This window comes from Armatimonadota bacterium, assembly GCA_031081585.1.
GTDB classification, from domain to species: Bacteria; Sysuimicrobiota; Sysuimicrobiia; order Sysuimicrobiales; family Humicultoraceae; genus Geohabitans; species Geohabitans tengchongensis.
Genome location: JAVHLY010000037.1, coordinates 1 through 24,142, shown reverse-complemented (window position 1 = coordinate 24,142; position 24,142 = coordinate 1). Strand labels below are relative to the sequence as shown.

At 74.1% G+C, this 24,142-nt stretch carries 22 protein-coding genes and 1 pseudogene; 14 read left to right on the top strand and 9 right to left on the bottom strand.

The genetic code is table 11. From position 1 onward, the window contains the following. The first annotated feature begins 253 nt into the window (after positions 1-253). The 3 genes from rmuC (at position 254) to RB146_12485 (ending at position 3,269) form a co-directional block, all read left to right on the top strand. Positions 254-1,624, top strand: a complete 1,371-nt coding sequence (rmuC, locus tag RB146_12495) for a DNA recombination protein RmuC (protein ID MDQ7829788.1) — start codon at positions 254-256, stop codon at positions 1,622-1,624. 86 nt (positions 1,625-1,710) lie between these two features. Then, entirely contained in the window at positions 1,711-2,565 is an 855-nt protein-coding gene (locus tag RB146_12490) for a DUF86 domain-containing protein (GenBank protein ID MDQ7829787.1), read from the top strand. Between the two features lie 155 nt (positions 2,566-2,720). Beyond that, the gene (locus tag RB146_12485; protein ID MDQ7829786.1) at positions 2,721-3,269 is read left to right on the top strand and encodes a Uma2 family endonuclease; all 549 of its coding nucleotides are present in this window, start codon (positions 2,721-2,723) and stop codon (positions 3,267-3,269) included. Between the two features lie 25 nt (positions 3,270-3,294). On the opposite strand, the gene RB146_12480 is transcribed toward RB146_12485, so the two are convergent. The 5 genes from RB146_12480 to RB146_12460 form a co-directional block, all read right to left on the bottom strand. Further along, positions 3,295-3,972: an alpha/beta fold hydrolase gene (locus tag RB146_12480; protein ID MDQ7829785.1), complete on the bottom strand. Its 678-nt coding sequence runs from the start codon at positions 3,970-3,972 to the stop codon at positions 3,295-3,297. Between the two features lie 125 nt (positions 3,973-4,097). Further along, entirely contained in the window at positions 4,098-5,342 is a 1,245-nt protein-coding gene (locus RB146_12475) for an ABC transporter substrate-binding protein (GenBank protein ID MDQ7829784.1), read from the bottom strand. Between the two features lie 141 nt (positions 5,343-5,483). Next, on the bottom strand, positions 5,484-6,212 hold the full coding sequence (locus RB146_12470; protein MDQ7829783.1) for an ABC transporter ATP-binding protein: 729 nt from the start codon (positions 6,210-6,212) through the stop codon (positions 5,484-5,486). A 32-nt stretch (positions 6,213-6,244) separates the two neighbouring features. Continuing rightward, positions 6,245-8,191, bottom strand: a complete 1,947-nt coding sequence (locus RB146_12465; GenBank protein ID MDQ7829782.1) for a branched-chain amino acid ABC transporter ATP-binding protein/permease — start codon at positions 8,189-8,191, stop codon at positions 6,245-6,247. Beyond that, positions 8,188-9,084 (bottom strand): branched-chain amino acid ABC transporter permease, encoded by an 897-nt coding sequence (locus tag RB146_12460; GenBank protein MDQ7829781.1) that lies wholly within the window; start codon positions 9,082-9,084, stop codon positions 8,188-8,190. The genes RB146_12465 and RB146_12460 overlap by 4 nt, the downstream gene beginning before the upstream one ends. A 13-nt stretch (positions 9,085-9,097) precedes the next feature. Between RB146_12460 and RB146_12455 the strand changes: the two genes are divergently transcribed. The 11 genes and pseudogenes from RB146_12455 (at position 9,098) to RB146_12405 (ending at position 19,947) form a co-directional block, all read left to right on the top strand. Continuing rightward, positions 9,098-9,316 (top strand): hypothetical protein, encoded by a 219-nt coding sequence (locus RB146_12455; protein MDQ7829780.1) that lies wholly within the window; start codon positions 9,098-9,100, stop codon positions 9,314-9,316. A gap of 89 nt (positions 9,317-9,405) precedes the next feature. Beyond that, positions 9,406-10,305: a 4-hydroxy-tetrahydrodipicolinate synthase gene (gene dapA, locus RB146_12450; protein ID MDQ7829779.1), complete on the top strand. Its 900-nt coding sequence runs from the start codon at positions 9,406-9,408 to the stop codon at positions 10,303-10,305. Between the two features lie 34 nt (positions 10,306-10,339). Continuing rightward, complete coding sequence (gene hpaE, locus RB146_12445) at positions 10,340-11,869, top strand: 5-carboxymethyl-2-hydroxymuconate semialdehyde dehydrogenase (GenBank protein MDQ7829778.1); 1,530 nt, start codon at positions 10,340-10,342, stop codon at positions 11,867-11,869. Beyond that, positions 11,869-12,354 carry a methyltransferase gene (locus tag RB146_12440; protein MDQ7829777.1) on the top strand — a complete coding sequence of 162 codons (486 nt, stop codon included), beginning with the start codon at positions 11,869-11,871 and terminating at the stop codon, positions 12,352-12,354. The genes hpaE and RB146_12440 overlap by 1 nt, the downstream gene beginning before the upstream one ends. 13 nt (positions 12,355-12,367) lie before the next feature. Continuing rightward, positions 12,368-13,882: a 4-hydroxyphenylacetate 3-monooxygenase, oxygenase component gene (hpaB, locus tag RB146_12435; protein MDQ7829776.1), complete on the top strand. Its 1,515-nt coding sequence runs from the start codon at positions 12,368-12,370 to the stop codon at positions 13,880-13,882. Further along, on the top strand, positions 13,879-14,463 hold the full coding sequence (locus RB146_12430; protein MDQ7829775.1) for a flavin reductase family protein: 585 nt from the start codon (positions 13,879-13,881) through the stop codon (positions 14,461-14,463). Before hpaB ends, RB146_12430 begins: the two co-directional genes overlap by 4 nt. A 63-nt stretch (positions 14,464-14,526) precedes the next feature. Next, on the top strand, positions 14,527-15,633 hold the full coding sequence (hpaD, locus tag RB146_12425) for a 3,4-dihydroxyphenylacetate 2,3-dioxygenase (protein ID MDQ7829774.1): 1,107 nt from the start codon (positions 14,527-14,529) through the stop codon (positions 15,631-15,633). After that, positions 15,630-17,015 (top strand): amidase, encoded by a 1,386-nt coding sequence (locus RB146_12420; GenBank protein ID MDQ7829773.1) that lies wholly within the window; start codon positions 15,630-15,632, stop codon positions 17,013-17,015. The genes hpaD and RB146_12420 overlap by 4 nt, the downstream gene beginning before the upstream one ends. A 403-nt stretch (positions 17,016-17,418) precedes the next feature. After that, positions 17,419-18,000 carry a response regulator transcription factor gene (locus tag RB146_12415; GenBank protein MDQ7829772.1) on the top strand — a complete coding sequence of 194 codons (582 nt, stop codon included), beginning with the start codon at positions 17,419-17,421 and terminating at the stop codon, positions 17,998-18,000. 136 nt (positions 18,001-18,136) lie between these two features. Beyond that, positions 18,137-19,301: pseudogene (sat, locus tag RB146_12410) on the top strand (sulfate adenylyltransferase). Between the two features lie 169 nt (positions 19,302-19,470). Next, positions 19,471-19,947: a hypothetical protein gene (locus RB146_12405; protein MDQ7829771.1), complete on the top strand. Its 477-nt coding sequence runs from the start codon at positions 19,471-19,473 to the stop codon at positions 19,945-19,947. On the opposite strand, the gene pgl is transcribed toward RB146_12405, so the two are convergent. From pgl to gnd, 4 genes are all read right to left on the bottom strand, one after another. Next, entirely contained in the window at positions 19,925-20,650 is a 726-nt protein-coding gene (gene pgl / locus RB146_12400) for a 6-phosphogluconolactonase (protein ID MDQ7829770.1), read from the bottom strand. The genes RB146_12405 and pgl overlap by 23 nt on opposite strands. 38 nt (positions 20,651-20,688) lie before the next feature. After that, positions 20,689-21,837: a glucose-6-phosphate dehydrogenase assembly protein OpcA gene (locus RB146_12395; GenBank protein ID MDQ7829769.1), complete on the bottom strand. Its 1,149-nt coding sequence runs from the start codon at positions 21,835-21,837 to the stop codon at positions 20,689-20,691. A 31-nt stretch (positions 21,838-21,868) separates the two neighbouring features. Further along, entirely contained in the window at positions 21,869-23,350 is a 1,482-nt protein-coding gene (zwf, locus tag RB146_12390) for a glucose-6-phosphate dehydrogenase (GenBank protein MDQ7829768.1), read from the bottom strand. A gap of 78 nt (positions 23,351-23,428) precedes the next feature. Further along, the coding region (gnd, locus tag RB146_12385; GenBank protein MDQ7829767.1) for a decarboxylating 6-phosphogluconate dehydrogenase at positions 23,429-24,142 on the bottom strand (714 nt) is incomplete at its 5' end.

The window sequence follows — 24,142 nt, the reverse complement described above, 5'->3', positions numbered from 1 at the left end:
TAAGAGACGGCGGCCTTATCGAAGCAGGCTCAGAGGGCCAGGAGGGGACGCTGGGAGGGCATGGAGCAAGGGCATGGAGGTTTCTGTCGCTGAGGGAATGGCGACTGCCGTTGAGGACTCTGTGATGCGTGCCGATGCACAAATCGGGTTCAGCGTGAGATCGGCCCTTGGAGGTGACTATGGAAGTCCCTGTGAGGGCAAGAGGAGCATGGACAACGGCGTGTAGGAGTCCATGGAGGCTGTTCGGTTCAGCATGGCTTCAATCGTCGCCTTCTCCCTCGGGCTCCTCCTGGGCGGACTGGTCTGCGCGGCTGTGGCTGTCCTGCTCCTCGGCCAGCTCAAGGACGCGCGGCGACAGGTCGAACGGCTGGAACGGGATGTGCGTGAGGTCACCGAGGCGAAGGCCCGGGCCGAGCAGGAGGCGCGTCGCGTCCCGGATCTCGTCGCCGAGCTGGCGACCGTCCGGCGACGGGCCGAGGAGCTGCACACGCAGCTGGCGGAGAACGCTGCGCGGCTGGAGGCCGCTCAGCAGGCGGCCGAGTGGCGGGCGCAGGTCCAGCAACACCTTGAAGCCGTCTTCAAAGCCCTGGCTGCCGACCTCCTCCAGGTCAATGCGCAGCAGTTCCTCGGACAGGCGAGCGCCCAGATCGCCCAGGTGGTCGACCCGCTGAAGTCGACCCTCGGTGCCCTCGAGCAGCAGGTCCGCCACCTGGAAACGCAGCGGGAGGGCGCCTACCAGGGGCTGCGGAGCCAGCTGGAGATCCTGCAGAGCACGACGTCCACACTGGCGCAGGCGTTGAAGTCGGCGTCGGCGCGGGGCCAGTGGGGAGAGGTCCAGCTCCGGCGGCTCGTGGAGCTGGCCGGCATGGTGGAGCACGTCGACTTTGTCGAACAGCACCACACCGGTGAGGCGCGCCCCGACCTGATCGTCCACCTGCCCAGGGGCGGGGTGCTGGCGGTGGACGCCAAGACCCCGATGCAGGCCTTCCTGGAGGCGATGGAGTCCCAGGACGAGGGGGTGCGGGCCGCCCGGCTCGCGGCCCACGCCCGCGCCCTGCGCCAGCACGTCCAGCACCTGGCCGGCAAGCGCTACTGGGAGCAGTTCGAGCGCACCCCGGAGGCCGTCGTCCTCTTCATCCCCAACGACGGCTGTCTCGCCGCCGCCTTCGAGCGGGATCCCAGCCTGCTGGAGGATGCGTTGCGCCAGCGAGTGCTGCTGGCCACGCCCGTCACCCTCCTGGCCCTCCTCAAGGCCGTGGCCTACGGATGGCAGCAACACGAGGTGGCCGAGCACGCTCGGGAGATCGCCGAGCACGGCCGCCACCTCTACGCGCGCCTGGCGGACTTCCTGGAGCGGCTGGCGATGGCGGGCCGACGCCTGGACTCGGCGGTGAAGTACTACAACGAAGCCGTGGGGTCCCTGGAGCGCAAGGTCCTGCCCTCCGCCCGGCGCCTGAAGGAGCTGGGGCTGGGGAGCGAGGACCTACAGGCGCCGCCGGGGATCGAGCGCACCGCTCGGGGTACCGCCCCCGAGGCTCCGGAAGCACCATCCCTGCCCATTGCGGCCTCCGAGGTGGCTCCAGCGCCGGAGTCGGGCCGCGACGGGCCCGCGCACCAGCGATAAGGGGGCTTCGAAGACCCCGTCCGACCACCACCGCCGCGGCGAGCGGCCGGGCTTCACCCCGGGCGGATGCTAGGATAGTCTTCGGCATGGGGGTGAAGGAGCGTCACGCCCGGGCGAAGCCGCTGCCGGCCGACCTGTCGCAGCGGTTGGACGCCCTTCCCGAGCTTCTGGCCCGCCACCCCATCCGCGCGGCCTACCTGTTCGGATCCCTCCAGGATGAGGAGGCCACGCCCGCCGACGTCGACCTGGCGGTGCTGCCGGACAGGGGCTACACATACGCTGCCCTGTACGCCGACCTCTCGACCCTGCTGGGGACGGATTGCCTGGACGTGGTGGACCTGCGCGTGGCGCCCCCGCCGCTCCAGTGGGCGGCGATCCGGGGCCGGCGGATCTTCGCCCGCTCCGAAGCCGACGCTGAGGCCTTCGAGGCTCGCGTCCGCAGGGTGTATCGGGACGATCGACTGCGCTGGCATCGCCGTGTCTCAGATCTCGGGAGGAGCCCTCCGATGCCGGTTCGGCGTGACCTCGTGGCTCGTCTACTCGGTGAGCTGGAGCGTACCGCCCAGGAACTGGAGAAGTATCGGCAGGTCGACGGTTCGCACCTGCGGGCCGACCTCAGCCTGCGCTGGACGGTCGAACGCGGGCTCCTGGCGGGACTCACGACCCTCTTCCAGATCGCGGAGCACATCCTGGCGGCGCACTTCCGCCGCGTTCCGGAGACCGACGAAGGCCTGCTTGTCGACCTGCGGGACCTGGGGGTCCTCCCCGATGTCCTCTACCAGGAGCTCCGTGGAGCAGGCGGATTCCGCAACGTCCTCGTGCACCAGTACGTGACCATCGACCTCGACGAAGTCGCAGGAGCCGTCCGGCGCGCTCCGACCATCCTCCGCCGGTTCGCGCAGGCGATCTCCTCCTGGCTGGCCAGCCAGCCCGACGCATGAGGGGGGGCGCAGAGGCGGTGCGGGAGGAGCCCCTTCACCCTCCTGCGCGACCCTCGATCCAGGGCTCGTACTCTCCGAGCGGACCTAACCCTGTCACCGTCCCCGAAAGCCAACGCTCGCTGGCCGATAGTACACTCGAGGCGGAGGTGACGCCCGTGGGCGTCCAGCTCAAGCGGTGGACCCGTGAGGAGTATCGCCGGCTCGCCGAGTACGGGGTGCTGGGCGAGGACGACCATGTCCAGCTCGTCGATGGAGCGATCGTGCAGATGCCGCCCCAGAGCCCCCTGCACAGCGGCACGGTCCACCTCGTTGCCGAGGCCGTGCGCGACGCCTGTCCGTCCGGGTACACTGTGCGGACCCGGCTGCCGCTGGCGCTGTCGCCCTGGTCCGAGCCGGAGCCGGATGTGGCCGTCGTGCCGGGCGACCCGCGAGCCTACCTGGCCGAGCACCCCACCTCGGCCGTCCTGGTCGTCGAAGTCGCCGTGGCCACGGGAGCCTACGACCGCGAGCGCAAGGCCACGGTGTATGCGAGGGCGGGAGTGCCCGAGTACTGGGTCGTCGATCCGACCGCCGGCGTGGTGGAGGTCTTCCGGGACCCGACGCCCGAGGGGTACGCCGCGGTGCGCCGTCTGGGCCGGCAGGACGCCATCGCGCCTCTGCTGGCACCAGACCGCCCGGTGGCGGTCCGCGACCTCCTGCCGTAGCGGCCTGGGCCGCCTACCGCCCTCCTCACACCACCCCGTGGCGCTCCCAGAACCGGAAGGCCGCCGCGAGGAAAGTGTCCGTGGCCTCGCGGATGACGTCGTGCCCCACCCCCGGGACCAGGACCAGCTCGGCGTGCGGCATCCAGGCGGCCATCTCCCGGGTCTGGGCGATGGGCGTGATGCGGTCGCGCTCCCCCGCCACGAGCAGCGTGGGCTGGGCGATGGCCGCCAGCGCCTCCCGGGTGAAGTCGGGGCGGTGGCGGTCCTCCTCCGCCCAGCAGCGCAGCAGGTCGCGCAGCCGCTCCTCCGAGCCGTGCAGCCGCGCCAGCGCCCGCCACCACAGGGGCCGCGTCGTGCGCATCCGCTCCGCGTCCCAGAACGCCGCCCCGCGCGTGGGCAGGTCGCGCACGGTGTAGTGGCTGCCGACCAGCACCTGGGTGGCGACGCGCGCCGGGTGGCGCGTCACCAGGTACAGCGCCGCCGAGGCCCCACCGCTGAAGGCGAGCACGTGCGCCCGGTCGACCCCCAGGTGGTCCAGCAGCGCCGCGGCGTCGTCGGCCAGCTCGCGCAGGTCGAGGCGGTCGAGGGGGTTGGTGCTGGCGCCGTGGCCGCGCAGGTCCGGGCCGATCAGGTGGAAACGCGCGGCCAGCGGCGGCAGGACCGGCTCGAAGGCGGCGCGGAAGGTGGCGCAGGCGTTGTGCAGGAGGAGGAGCGGCGGCCGGCCCGGGTCGCCGAGGCGCTGGTAGGCCAGGCGGGCGCCGTCGCGCTCGATGACGCCTCCCGGACCCGGGCCGGGGGGGCCGCCGGTGACGGGGGAGGGCTCGCCGCCTACGGCCGCACCAGCCGCCAGGTCCCTCCCTGGATGCGCACGATCACCGCCGCCCGCTTGTCCAGCCCGAGGTGGTCCTTGGGGGAGAAGTTGAAGACGCCGGTGATCCCCACGAGCTCCTTGGTGCCGCGCTCGATCTGGTCGCGCAGCGTGGCCCGGAAGCCGCCCACGTTCTCCGGGCGCACCCCCTGCCGCAGCACCCGCTCGATGGCCGGCTTGAGGATGAGCATGGCGTCCAGCGCGTGCCCGCCGAAGGTGTTGCGCGTGCCCGGACCGAAGCGCCCCTCGTACCGGCGGATGTACTCCAGCAGCACCGGCTTCTGCTTGTTGGTGTCGGGCAGTTCTTCCGCCACCAGCAGCGGGCCGACGGCCAGGACGACGCCCTCCACGGTGGGGCCGCCCAGGTCGAGGAAGGTCTTGTTGGCCACCCCGTGGCTGTGGTAGATCGGCTGGCGCAGGTTGAGGTCGCGGATGTTCTTCGTGGCCACGTTGGCCCCGGGCGGGATGGCCCAGATGAGGAAGGCGTCGGGGTTGCGCCCGGCGGCCCGGGTGATCTGGCTGGTCACGTCGGTGGCGGTGCGGGCGAAGGACTCCTTGGCCACGATCTCGATGCGCTTCTGGGGGGCGATCTTCTCGAACTCCTGCAGCCCCACCTGGCCGAAGGCGTCGTCGAAGCCCAGCCAGGCGATGCGCCGGTGCCCCACCCGGGCCATGTAGTCGCCCAGCACGTCCAGGATCAGGCGGTCGGTCTGGGGCGTCTTGAAGACCCACCGGCGCTGCTCCACCGGCTCGATGATGGTCACCGCAGCGGCCAGCGAGATGGTGGGGACGCGGGCGCGCTGGACGGTGTCGATGATGGCCAGGCTGGCCGGGCTGGTGGTGCAGCACACCACCGCCGCCACGCGCTCCTCCTCGATGAAGCGCTTGGTGGCGATGACGGCCTTGGTGGGGTCGCTCTCCCCGTCGGTCACGAGGTACTGGATGCGCACCTCTCCCTGGGGGCCGCGGGCAGTGCCGAGCTCCGCCTCGTAGAGCTGGACGGTGTTGCGCTCGGGGACGCCCAGCGAGGAGGCGGGTCCGGTGATGTCCACGACGAAACCGATCTTCACCGTGGCCGGCTGCGCCGCGCCCGGCGGGGTCAGGCCGACGAGCAGCGCGAGGGCGGCCAGCAGGGCCAGGCCGGCCGGCCGCGGGCGCAGGGTGGGGCGCAGCGAGCGCACGCGGGTCAGGGCGAACGGTCGCATATCCCTTCACCCCCGTGGATGGGATCGCAGGTCTGTCCTCACGTGGATCGTGGAGAGGGATTCGTCGGGCGGCCGCCGCCGCCCTGCGCCCGGGACCGGTCCTCCACCCCGCGTGCCTCTCCCGGCTGCGGCGGCCGCCCCTCAGGCCACGTGCCCGCCCAGGTAGGCGGCCCGCACGCGGGGGTCCTCCGCCAGCGCGGCGGCGGGCCCCTCCAGCACCATCCGGCCGCCCTCCATGACGTAGGCGCGGTGGGCCACCTCGAGCGCGGCGCGGGCGTTCTGCTCGACCAGCAGCAGGGCCAGCCCCCGGTCGACGAGGCTGCGCAGCACGCGCAGGATCTCGCGGATGACCAGCGGCGCCAGTCCGAGCAGCGGTTCGTCCATGAGCAGGACCCGCGGGCGGCCCATCAGGCCGCGGCCCACCGCCACCATCTGCTGCATGCCCCCGGAGAGGGCCCGGGCCGGCGCGCGCTGCCGGTCGCGCAGCACCGGGAAGAGGCGCAGCACCTCCTCCAGGTCCCCGGCGATGGCCACCGGGTCCCGGCGGGCCCGGTGGTAGGCGCCCAGCAGCAGGTTGTCGCGCACCGAGAGCGTCGTGAAGAGCTGCCGCCGCTCCGGCACCAACACCATGCCGCGGGCCACCAGGGCCTCCGGCGGCAGCCCCAGCACGGGCCGGCCGTCCAGCTCCACCCGGCCCCGCGCCTGCACGAGTCCCGTGAGGGCGTGCAGCAGGGTGGTCTTCCCCGCGCCGTTGGGGCCGATGATGGCCACGCACTCCCCGGGGTGCACCGCCAGCGCCACCCCGCGCAGCGCGTGGACCGGCCCGTACCAGGCGTGGAGCTCCGCGACGGTCAGCAGCGGGGTCGCCATCGTCGGCTCTCCGCCGGCCGGCGGGGTGGCGGTCACGACGGCTTCCCTCCGCCGGCGCCGGCCGGGGCGGGCTCGCCCAGGTAGGCGGCGATCACCTGGGGGTCCTGCTGCACCGCCTGGGGCGGCCCCTCGGCGATGGCCCGCCCGTAGTTCAGCACCAGGACCCGGTCCGCCAGCCCCATCACCAGCCCCACGTCGTGCTCCACCAGCAGCACGGTGGCGCCGTCGGCGCGGATGCGGCGGATCAGCGCCACCAGCGCCGCCCGCTCCGCCGCGCTGAGCCCGGAGGCGGGCTCGTCCAGCAGGAGGAGGCGCGGCTGCGCGGCCAGGGCGCGGGCCAGCTCGACGAGGCGCTGCGCGCCGAAGGGCAGCGCGCCGGCGCGCGCCCCGGCCAGGTGGGCCAGCCCGACCCGCTCCAGGCAGGCCAGGCTCTGCCGGTAGGCGGCGGCCTCCTCGGCGGCGGCCAGCCCCAGCATGGAGACGACGAAGCCACTGTGCAGGTGGCGGTGCAGTCCCAGCATGACGTTCTCGGCTACGGTGAGGTCGGGGACGATGTGCGGCGTCTGGAAGGTGCGCGCCACCCCGGCGGCGGCCACGGCGTAGGCGGGCAGCCGGTCGAGGCGCAGGCCGTCCAGCGCGATGCGGCCGGCGGTCGGGCGCAGCACGCCCGAGATCAGGTTGAAGACGGTGGTCTTGCCGGCGCCGTTGGGGCCGATGATGGCGTAGATCTCGCCCGGGGGCACGGCGAAGGTAACGTCGTCCACGGCCAGAAGCCCCCCGAAGCGCTTGGTCAGGTGCTCGACGGCGATGAGGGGATCGTCGCCGCCTCGGGCGCGGGAGCGCGAGGCCGCATCGCCGGGGTGCACGACCGCCACCTCGCCCCGCTCCTCCGTCAGGACCGACGGTGCGGCGGCGCCCGGGGTTGCCGCCAGGTCCGAGGGCGCGGTGACATCCCCGGCCGGTCCTGCCGCGCCGGCAGTGACCCGCTCCAGCCGCAGCAGGCGCAGGACGAACGGCCACAGCCCCTGCGGCCAGAAGATCACCACCGCCGCCAGCAGCACCCCGAAGACGATGATCTCGTACTCCGCCGAGGCGCCCGCACGGAAGAAGCGCGGCAGCACCGTGCGCAGGGCCTCGCGCAGGATCGTCAGCACGGCGGCCCCCAGCACCGCCCCCGGCAGGTGGGCGATCCCCCCGAGCACGCTCATCACCAGCAGGGCGATGGAGAACTCGAAGGCGAAGGGGGTGGGGTTTACGAAGCTCAGCCAGTGGACGTAGAGGCTGCCGGCCAGCCCGGCAAAGGCGGCGCTGAGGGCGAAGACCCGCCCTTTGTAGCTGGCCGGGTTGACCGCCAGGGTGGCGGCCACCACCTCGCTCCCCCGCACCGCCGCCAGCGCCCGGCCCACCCGCGAGCGCACCAGGTTGCGGCTCAGCGCCAGGGCCCCGAGCACCGCCGCCCAGCTCAGGTAGTAGAGGGCGCGGTCCCCCGCCAGGACGACGGGCCCGAGCGCGAGCGGCGGGATGCCGGTGAGCCCGCTGGGCCCGCCGGTCAGGGGCTGCAGGTTGCGGAAGAGGACGTCCACGACCACGTTCAGGGCCAGGGTGCCCAGCACCAGGTAGTGGCCGCGCAGGATGAGGACGGGGGCGCCCACGACCCAGGCCAGCAGCGCCGCGCCGGCCACGGCGCAGGCCATCCCCAGCCAGGGGTCCACCCCGTAGCGCAGCGTGGTGATGGCCGAGACGTAGGCGCCGACCCCGTAGAAGGCCGCCTGGCCGAGCGAGACCTGCCCGGCGTACCCGCCCAGCAGGGTGAGCCCGATGGCGATGAGGGCGTTGAGCCCGATAAAGAGGAAGATGCTGAGCGACACCCGCCCGGCCACGACCCAGGGGAGGAGGACGAGCCCCGCCAGCAGGGCGGCCAGCGCCGTCCGGTCGCGCGACCAGGCGATGGGCCGGCGCGCCGCGACCGTCTCACTCACTCCTGGGCCGCCTCCTCGCCGATGAGGACCCCCTCGCGCAGGGCCGCCAGGGCCCGCGCCAGCAGGACGGCGATGAGCACCCCGAAGGCGATGGCGTCGCGGTAGTTGGAGGAGATGAGCCCGGCCCCCAGCGACTCCACCACGCCGAAGGCCAGCGTGGCCACCACGGTCAGCGGGTAGGAGGTCATGCCGGCCACCACCGCCCCGACGAAGCCCTTGAGCCCGAGGATGAGCCCCATGTCGTAGGTGGCCAGCGTCAGTGGCGTGATGAGCACCCCGGCCAGGCCGCCGAGCCCCCCGGCGATGGCGAAGGCCAGCGTGCCCATGCGGTCGACGCTGATGCCGGCCAGGCGCGCGGCGGTGGGGTTCACCGCGCAGGCCCGCAGCGACTTGCCGCGCAGCGTCCGGCTGAAGAAGAGGTAGGCGGCGGCCAGGATGACCGCCACCGCGCCCAGCACCCACAGCGCCTGGCGCGTCACGACGGCGCCCGCCACCCGCACCGGCGGGCCGGTGACGAAGGGGGGCAGGCTGTAGGGGTTGGTGCCCCACAGCAGCAGCAGGAGGCCGCGCAGCGTCAGGTGGGCGGCGATGGTGACGATGAGCAGGGTGAGGGCGCTGGCGCCGCGCACGGGGCGGATGGCCACCAGGTGCATCCCGGCGCCGAGCGCGGTGGCGGCGGCCACGGCCAGCAGGAGCGCGGCCCACAGCGGGACGCCGGCCCCGACCGCGCTCGCGGCCAGCAGCGCCCCGAAGGCGGCGAACTCCCCCTGGGCCACGTTCACCACGCGGGTGACGCTGGCGATGACCACGAGACCGAGCCCCAGCAGGGCGTAGATGGCCCCGTTCACCAGGCCGCTGGCGATGAACTGGGCGATCTGCTGCTCCAGAGTCATGGGCCCGCGGGGGATGTTCCGTCGGCCACCGGCGAATTCCTGGGGGCAGGCGGTCTGCGGGGCGAACCGCCGGGCAGCCCACGGGCCGCCGCGCGCCCGTCAGTGGGCCAGGGCAGCCCTCGAGGAAGGCCTCCGCCTGCTCCTGGCCAGCCCCAGCCTGGTCGTGCTGATCCTGACGGAGGACCGGGACTTCTGCCGCTTCCGCGGCCTCCCCGTGGCGCACCTGACCTGAGCGGCGGGCTATACTACGGGTGAGCCGGTCATGAGCGCCCGCCGCGGGCACCGGCCGGCAGGCGCCTGCGCGGGGCAGAGGAGGCGGCTGTGCTGCGAGGGTCCCTGGTCCCCCTGGTGACGCCCTTCCGGGACGGGCAGATCGACCACGCCGCGTTCGACGACCTCATCGAGTGGCAGATCGCCAGCGGCACCCACGGCCTGGTCATCGGCGGTACCACGGGGGAGCCGACCTCGCTCTCCCTGGAGGAGCGGGAGTTCCTCATCGAGCGCGCCGTCAGGCGGGTGCGCGGCCGGGTGCCGGTGATCGCCGGCACGGGGACGAACAACCTCGACGAGACGCTGCGCCTCACCGCCTTCGCCCGGCGGGCCGGCGCGGACGCGGTCCTCGTCGTCGTCCCCTCCTACGTGCGCCCCTCCCAGGAGGGGCTGTACCGCTACTTCTCCGCCGTCGCGGCCGCCGCCGACCTGCCCGTGATCCTCTACAACATCCCCGGCCGCACCGCCATGAATTTGGACGTGGAGACGATGGCCCGGCTGGCCGACGCGCACCGGAACATCGTCGGGGTCAAGGAGGCCAACAAGGACTTCGAGCACATCACCCGGGTCTTCCACCGGCTGGGGTCGCGCCTGGCCGTCTACTCGGGGATCGAGCTCTTCTGCTTCCCCCTGCTGGCCCTGGGCGGCGCCGGGCACGTCAGCGCCACCGGCAACGTGCTGCCGCGCGAGGTGGCGCGCCTGTACGACCTGGCCGCGGCGGGGCGCTGGGAGGAGGCGCGCGAACTGCACACCTACCTCGTGCCGATGAACGAGGCCCTCTTCCTGGAGACCAACCCGGTGCCGGCGAAGACGGCGCTGGGGCTCATGGGGCGCATCCGGCCGGAGGTGCGGCCGCCGCTGGCCCCGCTCGGGCCCGCCAGCGAGGCGCGGCTGCGCGCCGTGCTGGAACAGTACGGGCTGCTGGCGGCGGCCCCGGTGAGCGGCGGCTGAGGGGCGCCGGCGTGGCGGGGTAGCGGAGGGTCCGATGCAGGTCCTGCCCGGTCTCGAGACGGCGCGCCACTACATCGACGGGCGCTTCACCGACGGCGTGCGCGGGGAGACCTTCCCCACGCTGAACCCGGCGACCAACGAGCCGCTCGCTCGGGTGGCGGCGGGCACGCCCGAGGACGTCGACCGGGCCGTGCAGGCCGCCCGCCGCGCCTTCGACGAGGGCCCCTGGCCGCGCCTGCCGGCGGCGGACCGGGCCCGCATCCTGCGGCGCATCGCCGACGTCATCGAGCGGCGCGCCGACGAGATCGCCCGCGTCGAGGTCCTGGACACCGGGATCCCCCTGACGCAGATCCGCCAGGGGCAGGTGCTGCGCGCGGCGGACAACTTCCGCTTCTTCGCCGAGATGGCCACGCGCATCCCCACCGAGGCCTACCCCAAGGACGGGGAGTTCCTCAACTACGTGCGGCGCGTCCCCGTGGGGGTGGTGGGGCTCATCACCCCCTGGAACACCCCCTTCATGCTGGAGACCTGGAAGCTGGCGCCCTGTCTCGCCGCCGGGTGCACGTGCGTCCTCAAGCCGGCGGAGTGGGCGCCGCTGTCGGCCGTGCGCCTGGTGGAGGCGGTGCAGGAGGCGGGCGTCCCGCCGGGGGTGGTGAACCTCGTCCACGGCATCGGCGAGGTGGCGGGGGCGGCGCTGGTGGCCCACCCCGGGGTGAACGCCATCTCCTTCACCGGCGAGACCACCACCGGCATGGAGATCCTGCGCACGGGGGCGGCCACCCTCAAGCGCTTCTCCATGGAGCTCGGCGGGAAGTCCCCGGTGCTGGTCTTCCCCGACGCCGACCTGGAGCGGGCGCTGGACGCCGTGCTGGTGGGCGTCTACACCCTCAACGGGGAGCGGTGCACGGCCAACTCCCGGCTGCTGGTGCACGAGAGCATCGCCGACGCCTTCGTCGAGCGCCTGGTGCGCCGCGTGGCCGCCCTGCGCCTGGGCGATCCGCTGGACCCGGCCACCGAGGTGGGACCGCTCATCCACCCCGACCACTGGGAGCGGGTGCACGGCTACGTCCGCCTGGGCGAGGCGGAGGGGGCGCACCTGGCCACCGGAGGGAGGCGGCCGGCGGGGCTGCCGCAGGGCAACTACCTGGAGCCGGCGGTCTTCACCGACGTGCGCCCGTCGATGCGCATCTTCCAGGAGGAGATCTTCGGCCCGGTGCTGGTGGTGACGCGCTTCCGCGACGAGACCGAGGCGGTGCGATTGGCCAACGCGGTGCGCTACGGGCTGGCCGCCTACGTGTGGACCGGGGACGTGGCCCGGGCCCACCGGGTGGCGCACGCGCTGGAGGCGGGGATGGTCTGGGTGAACTCGCACAACGTGCGCGACCTGCGCACGCCCTTCGGCGGGATGAAGCACAGCGGGATCGGCCGCGAGGGCGGGCACTACTCCTTCGACTTCTTCATGGAGTACCAGACGGTGCACGTGGCGCTCGGCACCCACCGCATCCCCCGCCTGGGGACCGGAGAGCCGCTGCGCCCCACGGACGTGCGGCGGCTGGGCGGCTGATGGGGGAGGCGCGCGGCGCCGGCGGACGGGCGGATCACCCGCAGGTGGCCGTGCTGCCGCCGCTGCTCTTCGCCGGCGCCTTCCTGCTGGGGCTGGTGGTGGAGCGGGTGCGCCCGACGCCGCTCGGGCCGCTGCCGCTGCGGCTGCTCCTGGGCGCGCTCCTCGTGGCGGCCTCGGCCGCCCTGGCCGGCGCGGCGCTGCGGGAGTTCCGGCGGGCCGGGACCCCGGTGGAGGTGTGGCGGCCGGCCACGACGCTGGTGACCACCGGCCCCTACCGGCGCTCGCGCAACCCGCTCTACCTCGCCCTGACGCTGCTCTACCTGGGCCTGGGCATCGCCGTCGGCAGCCTCTGGGTACTCCTCCTGCTCCTCCCGGTGCTGGTGATCCTCACCGAGGGCGTGGTCAAGCGCGAGGAGGCCTACCTGGAGCGCACCTTCGGCGAGGCCTACCGCCGCTACCGGGCCGCCACGCCACGCTGGATCTAGGAGGCGAGCGACCATGCCGGCACGGACCGGAGCGCAGTACGTCGAAGGGCTACGGACCCGTCCCCCCGAGCTGTGGGTCGGCGGGGTCCGCGTCACGGACCCCACCACGCACCCCGCCTTCCGCCCGGTCATCCAGAGCCTGGCCGCCCTCTACGACATGCAGCACGACCCGGCGCTGCGCGACGAGCTCACCTACGTCTCCCCCTCTTCGGGAGAGCGGGTCGGCCTGAGCTTCCTCACGCCGCGCACCCGCGAGGACCTGGCGCGGGTGCGCACGATGATGAAGCGCTGGGCGGACTGGTCGGGCGGGATGCTCGGCCGCACGCCCGACTACCTCAACCGGGCGCTGATGGCCTACGCCGCCGCCAGCGACTACTGCGCCCAGGTGGACCCGCGCTTCGGGGAGCACATCCGCCGCTACTACGAGTACGTGCGCGAGCACGACCTGGTGCTCACCCACACCCTGATCAACCCCCAGGCCAACCGCAGCGTGGGCCCGGGCGGGCAGGCCGACCCCACCCTGGCCGCGCGCGTGGTGCGGGAGACCCCGGACGGCATCGTCGTCACCGGCGCCCGCATGCTGGCCACGCTGCCGGTGGCGGACGAGATCATGGTCTTCCCCTCCACGCTCCTCAAGGCCGGCGAGGAGGACCGCCCCTACGCCTTTGCCTTCGCCATCCCCACCCACACCCCCGGGTTGCGCTTCCTCTGCCGCGAGCCCTTCATCCCCGACGGTGCCGCCGCCGACCCGGTGGACCACCCCCTGGCCGCCCGCTTCGAGGAGATGGACGCGGTGGTCCTCTTCGACGAGGTGCTGGTCCCCTGGGAGCGCGTCTTCCTCCTCTACGACGTAGAGCGCTGCAACAAGGCCTTCGGGGCCACCAACGCCGTCGTGCACATGGCCCACCAGGTGGTCACGAAGAACGTGGCCAAGACGGAGTTCGTCCTGGGCGTGGCCTCGGCCATCGTGGACGCCATCGCCATCGAGGGCTTCCAGCACGTCCAGGGGAAGATCGCCGAGATCATCTACTACCTGGAGGCGATGCGCGCCTTCCTGCGCGCCGCCGAGGCCGACGCGCAGGTGGACAAGTGGGGGATGATGACGCCGGCGTGGCCGCCGCTCGACGCCGCGCGCAACATGTTCACCTGGATGTACCCCCGCATGGTGGAGATCGTGCAGTTGCTGGGCGCCAGCGGCCTGATGGCCCGCCCCACCCGCGCCGACCTGGAGGGGCCGCTGGCCGAGGCGGTGGAGAAGTACCACCAGGCGGCGCGGCTGCCGGCCCGCGACCGCGTGCGCCTCTTCCGCCTGGCCTGGGACCTGGCGCTGTCGGCCTTCGGCTCGCGCCAGGTGCTGTACGAGCGCTTCTTCTTCGGCGACCCGGTGCGCATGCAGATGGCCACCTTCGCCGCCTACGACCGGCGGCCGTACGTCGAGCGGGTCTGGGCCTTCCTGCGGCGGGCGGACGGGACGGAGGCGCCCGCCGTGCCCGCGGCGGCCGCCCCCGGCGGGCCGGGCGGCGCGTGAGCGAGCTCGACCTCACCCCCCAGCACTTCCGCCGCCTCATGGGCCTCTTCGCCACCGGGGTGACGGTGCTGGCGGTGGAGGCCCCGGAGGGCATCCACGGCATGACCGCCAACGCCGTCACCTCGGTCTCGCTGGAGCCGCTCCTCGTGCTGGTCTGCATCGACCGGCGGGCGCGCATGCACCGCCACGTCGCGTTGGGGCGGCCCTACACCATCAACATCCTCCGGGAGGACCAGGAGTCGGTCTCGCGCTACTTCGCCGGGTCCTGGCGGGCGCCGCAGCCCCCCGAGTTCCGCTTCCGCCGCTGGACCCACGGCCCACTCCTGGTCGGGGCGCTGGGGACGGTGGGGTGCGTGATGGACCGCCTGGTGGACGGCGGGGACCACACCATCGTCCTCTCCCGCGTCACCGGCCTGTACGCGGGGGAGCCGGGGCGACCGCTCACCTTCTTCGGCGGGCGCTACCGCCGGCTGCGCGACGAGGAGGAAGCGGCGCGACCCCCGGCCGACGAGTGGACCCACGAGTCGGTCCGCCTCTACCACGACGCGGCGCCCTGGGAGGAGGCCGTCGATGAGGCGTAGGCGCGGACGACCCGGGGCGCGGCGGGGCTGGGGGCGCCGCCAGGCGCGGCACCGGGGCGGCCGATGACGGCGCAGGCGCAGGAGCAGGCACAGGCGCAGGGGCAGGCGCCGACGGTCCTGCGGGCCGCCCACATCGAGTACCGCGTCACCGACCTGGAGCGGGCGGCGGCCTTCTACATCGGGCTGCTCGGCTTCGTCGAGAGCGCCCGCGACCCCCAGCGCCTCTACCTGCGCGGCTACGAGGAGTGGCTGCACCACGGGCTGGTCCTGCGCCGGGCCCCCGCCCCCGGCGTGGGCCACCTGGCCTTCCGCGTGGCCGGGCCCGCCGACCTGGAGGCGCTGGCCGACCTGGCGCGGCGGGAGGGCCTCCCCCACCGCTGGGTGGAGGGGGAGGAGGCGGGGCAGGGGCGGGCCCTGCGGCTGCAGGATCCCGCGGGGCTGCCCCTCGAGTTCTTCCACGCCATGACGCCCGTGGAGCGCCTCCTGCAGGCCTACGACCGCTACCGTGGGCCGGGGGTGATGCGCCTCGACCACTTCAACGTCCAGGTGCCGGACGTGGCGCCGCTGGCGCGCTGGTACCAGGAGCGCCTGGGCTTCCGCTGCTCCGAGCTCACCGAGACCGAAGAGGACCCGCCGCGCCTGTGGGCGATCTGGCTGCACCGCAAGCAGAACGTCCACGACATCGCCCTGATGACGGGGGTGGGGCCGCGGGTCCACCACGCGGGCTTCTGGATGACCGACACCACGGCGGTGCTGCGCGCCTGCGACGCCCTGGCCGCCGCCGGGCAGGTGGCGGCGATCGAGCGCGGCCCGGGCCGCCACGGGCTCAGCAACGCCTTCTTCCTGTACCTGCGCGACCCCGACGGCAACCGCCTGGAGCTGTACACGGGGGACTACCTGATCGCCGACCCGGACTGGCCGCCCATCCGCTGGCGCCTCAACGACCCCCGCCGGGCCACGCTGTGGGGGCACGCCCCGCCGCGCTCCTGGTTCGACGAGGCCTCGCCGGTGGAGTCGGTGGTGGACGGCACCCTGCTGCCGGTGCACCCACCGGTCATGGAGGACCGGCCGCGCTTCGTCCCCGGCGACGAATGGCGGCACGTCGAGCAGACCCGGGCCCTGGACGACCCTGACCTCCTCCCGGCGCCGCTGTGGTGCTGGCCCCCGTGACGCGCCCCGGGCTGGCCGAGCTGGTGGCGGCCATTGCCGCGGGGCGGCGCTCGCCCGTCGAGCTGGTCGACCGCTGCCTCGACCGCATCGAGCGCGAGGACCCCACGCTGCACGCCTTCATCACGGTGACCGGCGCCGCCGCGCGCCGGCTCGCCGCCGCGCGCGAGGCGGAGGCGCGGCGCGGGGAGGTGCGCGGGCCGCTCCACGGGGTGCCCGTGGCGGTGAAGGACCTCTTCGACATGGCCGGGCTGCCCACCACCGCGGGCGCCGCCGTGCGGCGGACCCACGTGGCGCAGACCACGGCCACGGCGGTGCGGCGGCTCGAGGCGGCGGGGGCGGTCGTCGTGGGCAAGACCAACCTGCACGAGTTCGCCTTCGGCGTCACCTCGGTGAACCCGCACTTCGGCCCCGCCGCCAACCCCCACGCGCCCGACCGGGTGGCCGGCGGCAGCAGCGGGGGGTCGGCGGCCGCGGTGGCGGCGGGGCACTGCGCCGCCGCGCTCGGCACCGACACCGGGGGCTCGATCCGCATCCCCGCGGCGCTGTGCGGGATCGTCGGGCTCAAGCCCACCTTCGGGCGGGTGAGCCGCCACGGGGTCGTCCCGCTGGCCTGGTCGTTCGACACGGTGGGGCCGCTGACGCGCACGGTGGCCGACGCCGCCCTGCTCTTCGCGGTGCTGGCCGGCGCGGACGAGCACGACCCCCTGACGGGCCGCTGGCCGCCGCCGACATCGGGCCTGGCCGACCCGCCGACGCGCTTCACCGTCGTGCGGCTGCGGGGGCCGTTCTTCGACGACGTGGAGCCGGCGGTGGGTGAGGCGGTGGACCGGGCGGCGCGCCACCTGGCCGCGGCGGGCGGCCGGATCGTGGAGGCGCCGATACCCGAAATCGAGGCGATGCAGGCGGCCCAGACCACCATCCTCTTCGCCGAGGCCGCCGCCTACCACCGGCGCGCCTACCCCGGACGCCTGGCCGAGTACGGCGCCGACGTGCGCGAGCTGCTGGTCGCAGGGGCGGCGATCCCGGCCACCGCCTACGTGGAGGCGCAGCGCGTCCAGGCCCTGGCGGTGCGCACGCTGGGACGGCTGCTGGACGGCGCCGAGGTGTGCCTGTGTGCGGCCGTGCCCATCCCGGCCCCCAGGATCGTCGATGTCGACCCGCAGCAGAGCGACGGGTGGCGGGCCGCCCGCGCCCCGCTCAGCCGCTTCACGCGCCTCTTCAACCTCACCGGGTGGCCGGCGGTGGCGGTCCCGGCCGGGCGGACGCGGGAGGGGCTGCCTGTGGCGGTGCAGCTGGCCGCCGCCCCGGGGCGGGAGGAATCCCTGCTGGCGGTGGCCGCCCTCCTCGAGCGGGCCGAGCCCTGGCCCCTGCCGGAGGTGTGACGCAGCGGCGCTCAGGGGCTCCGGACAGCCAGGCGGCGGGGGAGCAGGGAGGTAGGTGCCCGGCCCTCCGGGAGGATCCCCCGACCGGTCAGGAATGCGTCACCCGCCGTCGTGTTTGCGGAGCCAGGGTATATACGAATTCGCACTCTTCTGTCGAGCCTCCCCTGTCGAGGCAGAGGGGGCATGGACCCGCACACCGGGGAGTGTAGGCTGGGGGTGCGTAGACCGGTGTCCGGTCCGGGGTGTGGCTCAGGGCATGGCTCGGAGAGGGGCTCGGGGGGGGGGGGAGGCCTAGCGTCGTCGCTGACCAGAGATCGCTCGAGGCGTGCCTGCGGGCAGCCCGCTGAGCTCCTGGGCTCCCCGCCGTGGAGAGGGTCCGTAGAGGGTGTGTGGGAGGAGGAGGATGGCCATCAACATCGTCGGGGAGGCCGGTGACGGCGAGGAAGCGGTCCAGAAGGCGCGGGAGCTTGCCCCCGACATCGTGCTCATGGACCTCAAGCTCCCGCGGGTCGACGGCATCGAGGCCACCCGCTTGATCAAGGCGGAGAGCCCGCGGGTGGAGGTCATCGTGCTCTCGGTCTACGAGGACGACGAGTACGTCTTCCAGGCGATCCAGGCCGGCGCCACCGGCTACATCCTCAAGGACATCACCCCCGAGAACCTGGTGCGGGCCATCCGCGCCGTCTACGCCGGGCAGACGATGATCCACCCCGGCATCGCTCGCAAGGTGCTGGAGCGGCTCTCCTACATGGCCCGGGAGCGTGCGGCCGGGCTGACGCGGCTCCACAGCGACGGCCTGACCGACCGTGAGGTGCAGATCCTGGTGGAGATGGCGAAAGGCGCCAGCAACAAGGAGGTGGCGGCCAAGCTCTTCGTCTCGGAGAGCACGGTGAAGAGCCACCTGCGCACGATCTACCGGAAGGTGGGCGTACGCGACCGGGCGCAAGCGGTGGCCTACGCCATTCGCAAGGGGTTCATCCGCTAGCGCCGGGACCCACGCCCTCCGCTCGCCGGTGGACGCCCCGTCCGTCGGGCGACGGAGCGAGACTTCGTCAGCGGAGCACGGACGTTGCCCGCCCGGGGCACGGCCACGGTGAGGGCGGTCGCCTAGGATGACGGGCATGCAGCGCCCTCATGGCGGACGGCTGGTCCAACGCGAGCTGGTCGGCGAGTGGCGCGAGGAGGCGCTGGCCGGCAGCCGCCGCCTGCCGCGGTGGCCCATCAGCGTCGACCTGGCTCGCGACCTGGAGAACCTCGCCCGGGGCGTCCTCAGCCCCCTCGAGGGGTTCATGGGGGAGGAGGACTTCCGCAGCGTCCTGTACCGGAAGCGCCTCGCCTCCGACCTCCCCTGGACCCTGCCGGTCGTCCTCGACGCGGACCCGTCGCGGCTGCGGGCGCTGGGCGGTGCGGAGACGGTGGTGCTGGAGGCGGCGGGGCAGCCCGTGGCCGTGCTCCGCATCACCGAGGTCTTCCGGCACGACCCGCGGGAGCACGCCTTCGAGGTCTTCCGCACCCTCGATCCGGCCCACCCGGGCGTGGCCCGCACGCTGGCGATGGGGCCGTACCTCGTCGCCGGCCCCATCGACCTGCTCGCCGGGCTGCCGCACCCGTTCGCCCGCTACCGCCTCTTCCCGCGGGGAGACCCGGGTCCTCTTTCGGGAGAAAGGGTGGCGCACGATCGTGGGATTCCAGACCCGGAACGTGCCCCACCTGGGGCACGAGTACGTGCAGAAGACCGCGCTGGCCTTCGTCGACGGCATCTTCGTCAACCCGGTGCTGGGGCGCAAGAAGCCCGGCGACTTCCGCGACGAGGTCATCCTGGAGGCGTACGAGGCGCTGCTGGCCCACTACTACCTGCGGCCGCGGGCGGTGCTCTCCGTGCTGCACACGGAGATGCGCTACGCCGGCCCGCGGGAGGCGGTCTTCCACGCCATCCTGCGCAAGAACTTCGGCTGCACGCACTTCGTCGTCGGCCGCGACCACGCCGGGGTGGGGAGCTTCTACCCGCCCTATGCCGCCCAGGAGATCTTCGACGAGTTCCCCGACCTGGGCATCGTGCCGCTCTTCTTCACCGCCTTCTTCCACTGCCACCGGTGCGGGACGGTGGCCAACGAGAAGACCTGTCCCCACCCGGTCGAGCACCGGGTCCCCTTCAGCGGGACGGCGCTGCGGCGTGCGCTGGAGGCGCGCGAGGGGGAGGCGGCGGCGCTCATCCGGCCGGAGGTCGCCGAGGTGGTCAGGCGCCACCCCGCGCCCTTCGTCGCCGCGCGCCCGGCGCCCGCCTGAGGGGGCGGTCTCCCCGCCGCCGACGGGCGCAGGCGCGGCGGGCGGGGCCGGCGGCGGTGCGGCGAAGCGTGTCGGCGGGCGTATCCTAGGAGCTCTCCCCCGCGCCGGCGAATCGGGCGGGAGGCGGAACCTGCCCCGGGGGTGAGGCGTGCCGGATGAGCGCCGGAGAGTGGAAGACATCGCGCTCGTGCTCGCGGAGCTCGAGGACCGCCTGCTGCGGCTGATCCGGGAGGGCCACGGCGGGCGCCTCCGCCCCGAGGAGGCGAACCGGGCCCTGGTGGCCATGGCCCGCGAGTTCCACCTCGTCTTCCACCGCATCCAGGAACGGCTGGAGCAGCGCGACCTCAGCCTGGACCAGGAGGCGCGCCTGGTGGAGTTGCGCCGCCGCTGCCTGCGCCTGTACCGCAAGGCGCGCGTGGAGGACTTCTTCGTCCGCAAGCTCCGCCTGGAGGAGGCCCTGCGCCAGCAGGTCTCCCCCGAGGCGTTCGAGATCTACGAGACCCTGCAGGCGGTCGAGGAGGAAGAGGAGGACTTCCTGGCCCAGGACGAGGCGGCCCTGGAGCGTGCGCTCGCCGAGACCACCCCGGTGGTCGAAGAGGCCGGGGAGCACGCCGACGACCGGCTCACGGCAGGGAGCGCCGAGTAGGGCCGGGCGCGAGGGCGGCGGCCGCCCGGTCGAGCAGCCAGAGGACCGGCAGGCCGCGCAGGACCGCGGCCGGCACGTCCGCCGCTTCCCCGGTCCCTCCCTCGCCCGCAGCCGTGCCCGGCCCTCCCAGCGCCCGCGCCACCGCAGGCGCCTTGGCCCGCCCCGTCGCCAGCACGAGGACGCGCCGCGCCGGGGCCAGCGCGCGGGGCGTGAGCGTGATGCGCCACGTCGGCGGGGCCGGCGCGCGGGTGGCCTCGACGTAGCGGGCGGAGCGCAGGGCCGCCGACCCGGGGAAGAGCGAGGCGATGTGGCCGTCCTCTCCGATCCCCAGCAGCACGCAATCCAGGGCCGGCGGGTCGCCCAGCACGGCGAGCAGTTCCGCCTCGTAGGCGCGCGCCGCCGCCTCGGGCGCCTCTTCGCCGCGGATGCGGTGGAGGCGCTCCGGCGGCACCGGCACGTGGCGGAGCCAGGCCTCGTAGGCCAGGCGGAAGTTGCTCGCGGGATGGTCGGGCGGGACGGCCCGCTCGTCCCCCCAGAAGATCTCCACGCGGTCGTAGGGGAGCGCTTCGGAGCCGGCGGCGGCGAGCCGGTGGTAGAGTGCGCGCGGGGTGCGGCCGCCGGAGAGGGCCAGCGCGAACCGGCCGCGCGACGCCACCGCCCGGCGGGCCTCCTCCTGGAGGACCTGCAGTGCGGCAGCGGCCACTTCGTCCGCCGTCGGGACGACGCGGATCTCCGGCGCCGCTATCCTGTGCTCTCCTCCCCCGACCGGCGGCGCGCCGCGGGTTCGAGGAGCGGGAGGAGGGCGCGCAGCGACTCCTCGTAGACCCGGTCGTGGCCGTGGACGTCGAGCTCGGCCGAGAGCAGCGAGACCTCGTCGGGCGCGTCCAGGGGGACCAGGCGGCGCGAGGTCCACCCGTCCTCCAGCGTGACCGAGGCGAGCAGGGCCCGGCGGTCCTCGGTCCCGGCGATGGAGAAGGTGGCCTGCCCGCCCGCGGCGACGATCAGCGCCAGCAGGAGCGCCCCGGCCGGGAGGCGGGAGGTCGCATCGGGGTGGAGGGCCACGGTGACGGGGTCGCCCTGCGGGTCGGCGAGCACGGCCCGCCAGACCTCCGCCTCCCGCGTGAACGGCTCCCGCACGCGCCACAGCAGGCGACCGGCCAGCCAGCCCACGTAGAGCAGCGCCTGCACCCGCGAGGAGGCGGCGTGGGTGAGGCGCACGCGCTCGATGCGGTCCAGGTAGCCGGTGTGCGGCGGGTCGAAGAAATGCGCCGTCACCCCGCGCCACACCGTCAGCCGCCCCCAGGAGAGGTCGCTCACCGCCACGGGCGCGGGCGGGGCGCTCACCACGCGGGCGACGTCGGCCAGTCCGGCCGCGCCCTCGGGGAAGGCGGCGGAGTCGAGCACGAGCCGGTCGGCCAGGTCGAGCAGCTCCAGGAGGAGCCCGTCCCAGGTGACCGGCGCCGGCCAGTAGAGGTAGACCGGCATGTCGGGCAGGACCAGGTGGCGCACCAGGCTGGTCAGCCGGCCGAGGGCCTGGCGCGGCGCCCGCAGGATGATCTGCTCCGAGACGACCTGCTGGCGCTCCGCGCCCACCGCCGTCCCGTGGGCGGCCACCGCCGCCTGCAGGTCCGGCGCCCCCGGGTCCACCACCAGGATGATGGCCCGCGCCGGGTGGCGCTGGCTGGTGCGCGCCACCACCTCGATGAGGCGCTCCCCTTCGGCCAGGCCGGGCGCGAAGGCCACCAGCGTGATGGTGCGCGCCCGCGTGACCGGCCGCCCGAGCTGCTCGGCGGCCGTGCGCAGGAGGTCGCCCAGCTCCCGCTCGATGGCACCCACGGGCACCGGCCGCGGGCGCTCCACCAGCGGGCGCACGCGCACCGCCGGGCTCACCGCCCCGTCCCTCCGCCGCAGGCGGCCGCGGCTACAGGCGCCGCCACCGGCGTCCCTCTCGCTCGATCAGGGCCTTCGCCTCCGGCGGGCCCCACGTCCCGGCCCAGTAGTTGGGGAACGCCGCCGGCGTCTGGGACCACACCTCCAGCAGCGGCATGACGATGGCCCAGGCCTGCTCCACCTCATCGCGCCGGGCGAAGAGGGTGCGGTCCCCCACCATGGCGTCCAGCAGGAGGCGCTCGTAGGCGGTGGGCTCCTCCACCCCGAAGGAGGTGCCGTAGTTGAAGTCCATGGTCACCGGGCGGATGCGGGTGAGCTGGCCGGGCACCTTGGCCGAGAAGCGCAGGGCGATGCCCTCGTCGGGCTGGATGTTGAGGGCCAGCACGTTGGGCTCCAGCTCGTCCACGCCCACCCGCCGGAAGAGGAGCAGGGGCGGCTGCTTGAACTGGATGGCCAGCTCGGTGACACGCTTGGGCAGGCGCTTCCCCGTGCGCAGGTAGAAGGGCACGCCGGCCCAGCGCCAGTTGTCGATCTCGAAGCGCACCGCCACGAAGGTGGGCGTCTGGGAGTGCGGGTCCACCCCCTCCTCCTCGCGGTAGCCCGGGACCTCCCGGCCGTCCACCGCGCCCCGCCCGTACTGGCCGCGCACGGCGAAGCTCTCCACCTCCTCGGGGGTGAAGAGGTGGATGGCGTGGAGGACCTTCACCTTCTCGTCCCGCACCGCGTCCGCCTCCATGGAGATGGGCGGCTCCATGGCCACCAGGGTGAGGAGCTGCATCAGGTGGTTCTGCAGCATGTCGCGGACCACCCCGGCCTCCTCGTAGAAGGCCCCGCGCCCCTCCACGCCGATGGACTCGGCCACGGTGATCTGCACGTGGTCGACGTACTCGCGCGACCAGATCGGCTCGAAGATGGTGTTGGCGAAGCGGAAGATCAGGATGTTCTGGACGGTCTCCTTCCCCAGGTAGTGGTCGATGCGGTAGACCTGCGACTCGTCGAAGACCTCGGCCACCTTGGCGTTGAGGGCGCGGGCGCTGGCCAGGTCGAAGCCGAAGGGCTTCTCGATGATGATGCGCACCCACCCCGGCCCCTCGCCGCGCCGCATCAGGTGGGCGCCCAGGTGGTCGATCACCATGGGGTAGGTGCTGGGCGGCGAGGCCAGGTAGAAGAGGCGGTTGCCCCCCAGCCCCTGCTGCCGGTCCAGCTCCTCCAGCACGGTGCGCAGGCGGGCGTAGCCCTGGGGGTCGTCGAAGGCGCTCTGGACGTAGTGCACGTGCTCGGCGAACGCCTCCCAGGGGGCGGGCTCGAAGGGGACCTCGGTGCTCTCCTCCACGGCCCGACGCAGCTGCTCCCGGAAGGGCTCGGTGCCCACGGGGCGGCGCCCCACGCCGACGACGGCGTAGCCGGCCGGCAGCTGCCCCTTGCGGGCCAGGTTGTAGAGGGCCGGGATGAGCCGGCGGCGGGCCAGGTCGCCGGTGGCCCCGAAGATCACCACGGCGCAGGGGGGCGGCATCCGCCGCAGGCGCAGCCCCTCGCGCAGCCGGTCGGGCAGGGTCGTCGTCGCCTTCACCACGGTCGTCCCCCCGTCCCCTCAGGCCTGGTGGACGGCGTGGCCGCCGAACTGCCGGCGCAGCGCCGCCACCACGCGCGCGCTGAAGGAGTCCTCCTGGCGGGAGCGGAAGCGGGCGAAGAGGGCCAGCGCGATGGCCGGTACAGGGACGGCGCGCTCCACCGCGTCCTGCACCGTCCAGCGCCCGTAGCCGGTGTCCTCCACGTACCCCCGGATCCCGTCCAGGCCGGGGTCGGCGGCGAAGGCGCGCTCGGCCAGCTCCATCAGCCAGGACCGCACCACGCTCCCCTGGTTCCACAGGTGGGCGATCTGCCGCAGGTCGAGGGGGAACTCCGAGGCGTGCAGCAACTCGAACCCCTCGCCGATCGCCTGCAGCATCCCGTACTCGATGGCGTTGTGCACCATCTTCACGAAGTGCCCCGCCCCCGGCGGGCCGACGTGGGCGTAGCCGTCGCGCGGCGCCAGCGTCCGCAGCACCGGCTCCAGGCGCTGCACGTCCTCCGGGGCGCCGCCCACCATGAGGCAGTAGCCCAGCTCCCGGCCCCACACCCCGCCGCTCACCCCGGCGTCCACGAAGCGCAGCCCCCGGGCGGCCAGCTCCCGGGCGCGGCGCTGGGAGTCCCGGTAGTGGGCGTTGGCGCCGTCCACCACCAGGTCGTCGGGCTGGAGCAGGGGGAGGAGGGCGTCGAGCATCTGGGTGGTGGGCGCCCCGGTGGGCAGCATCAGCCAGACCAC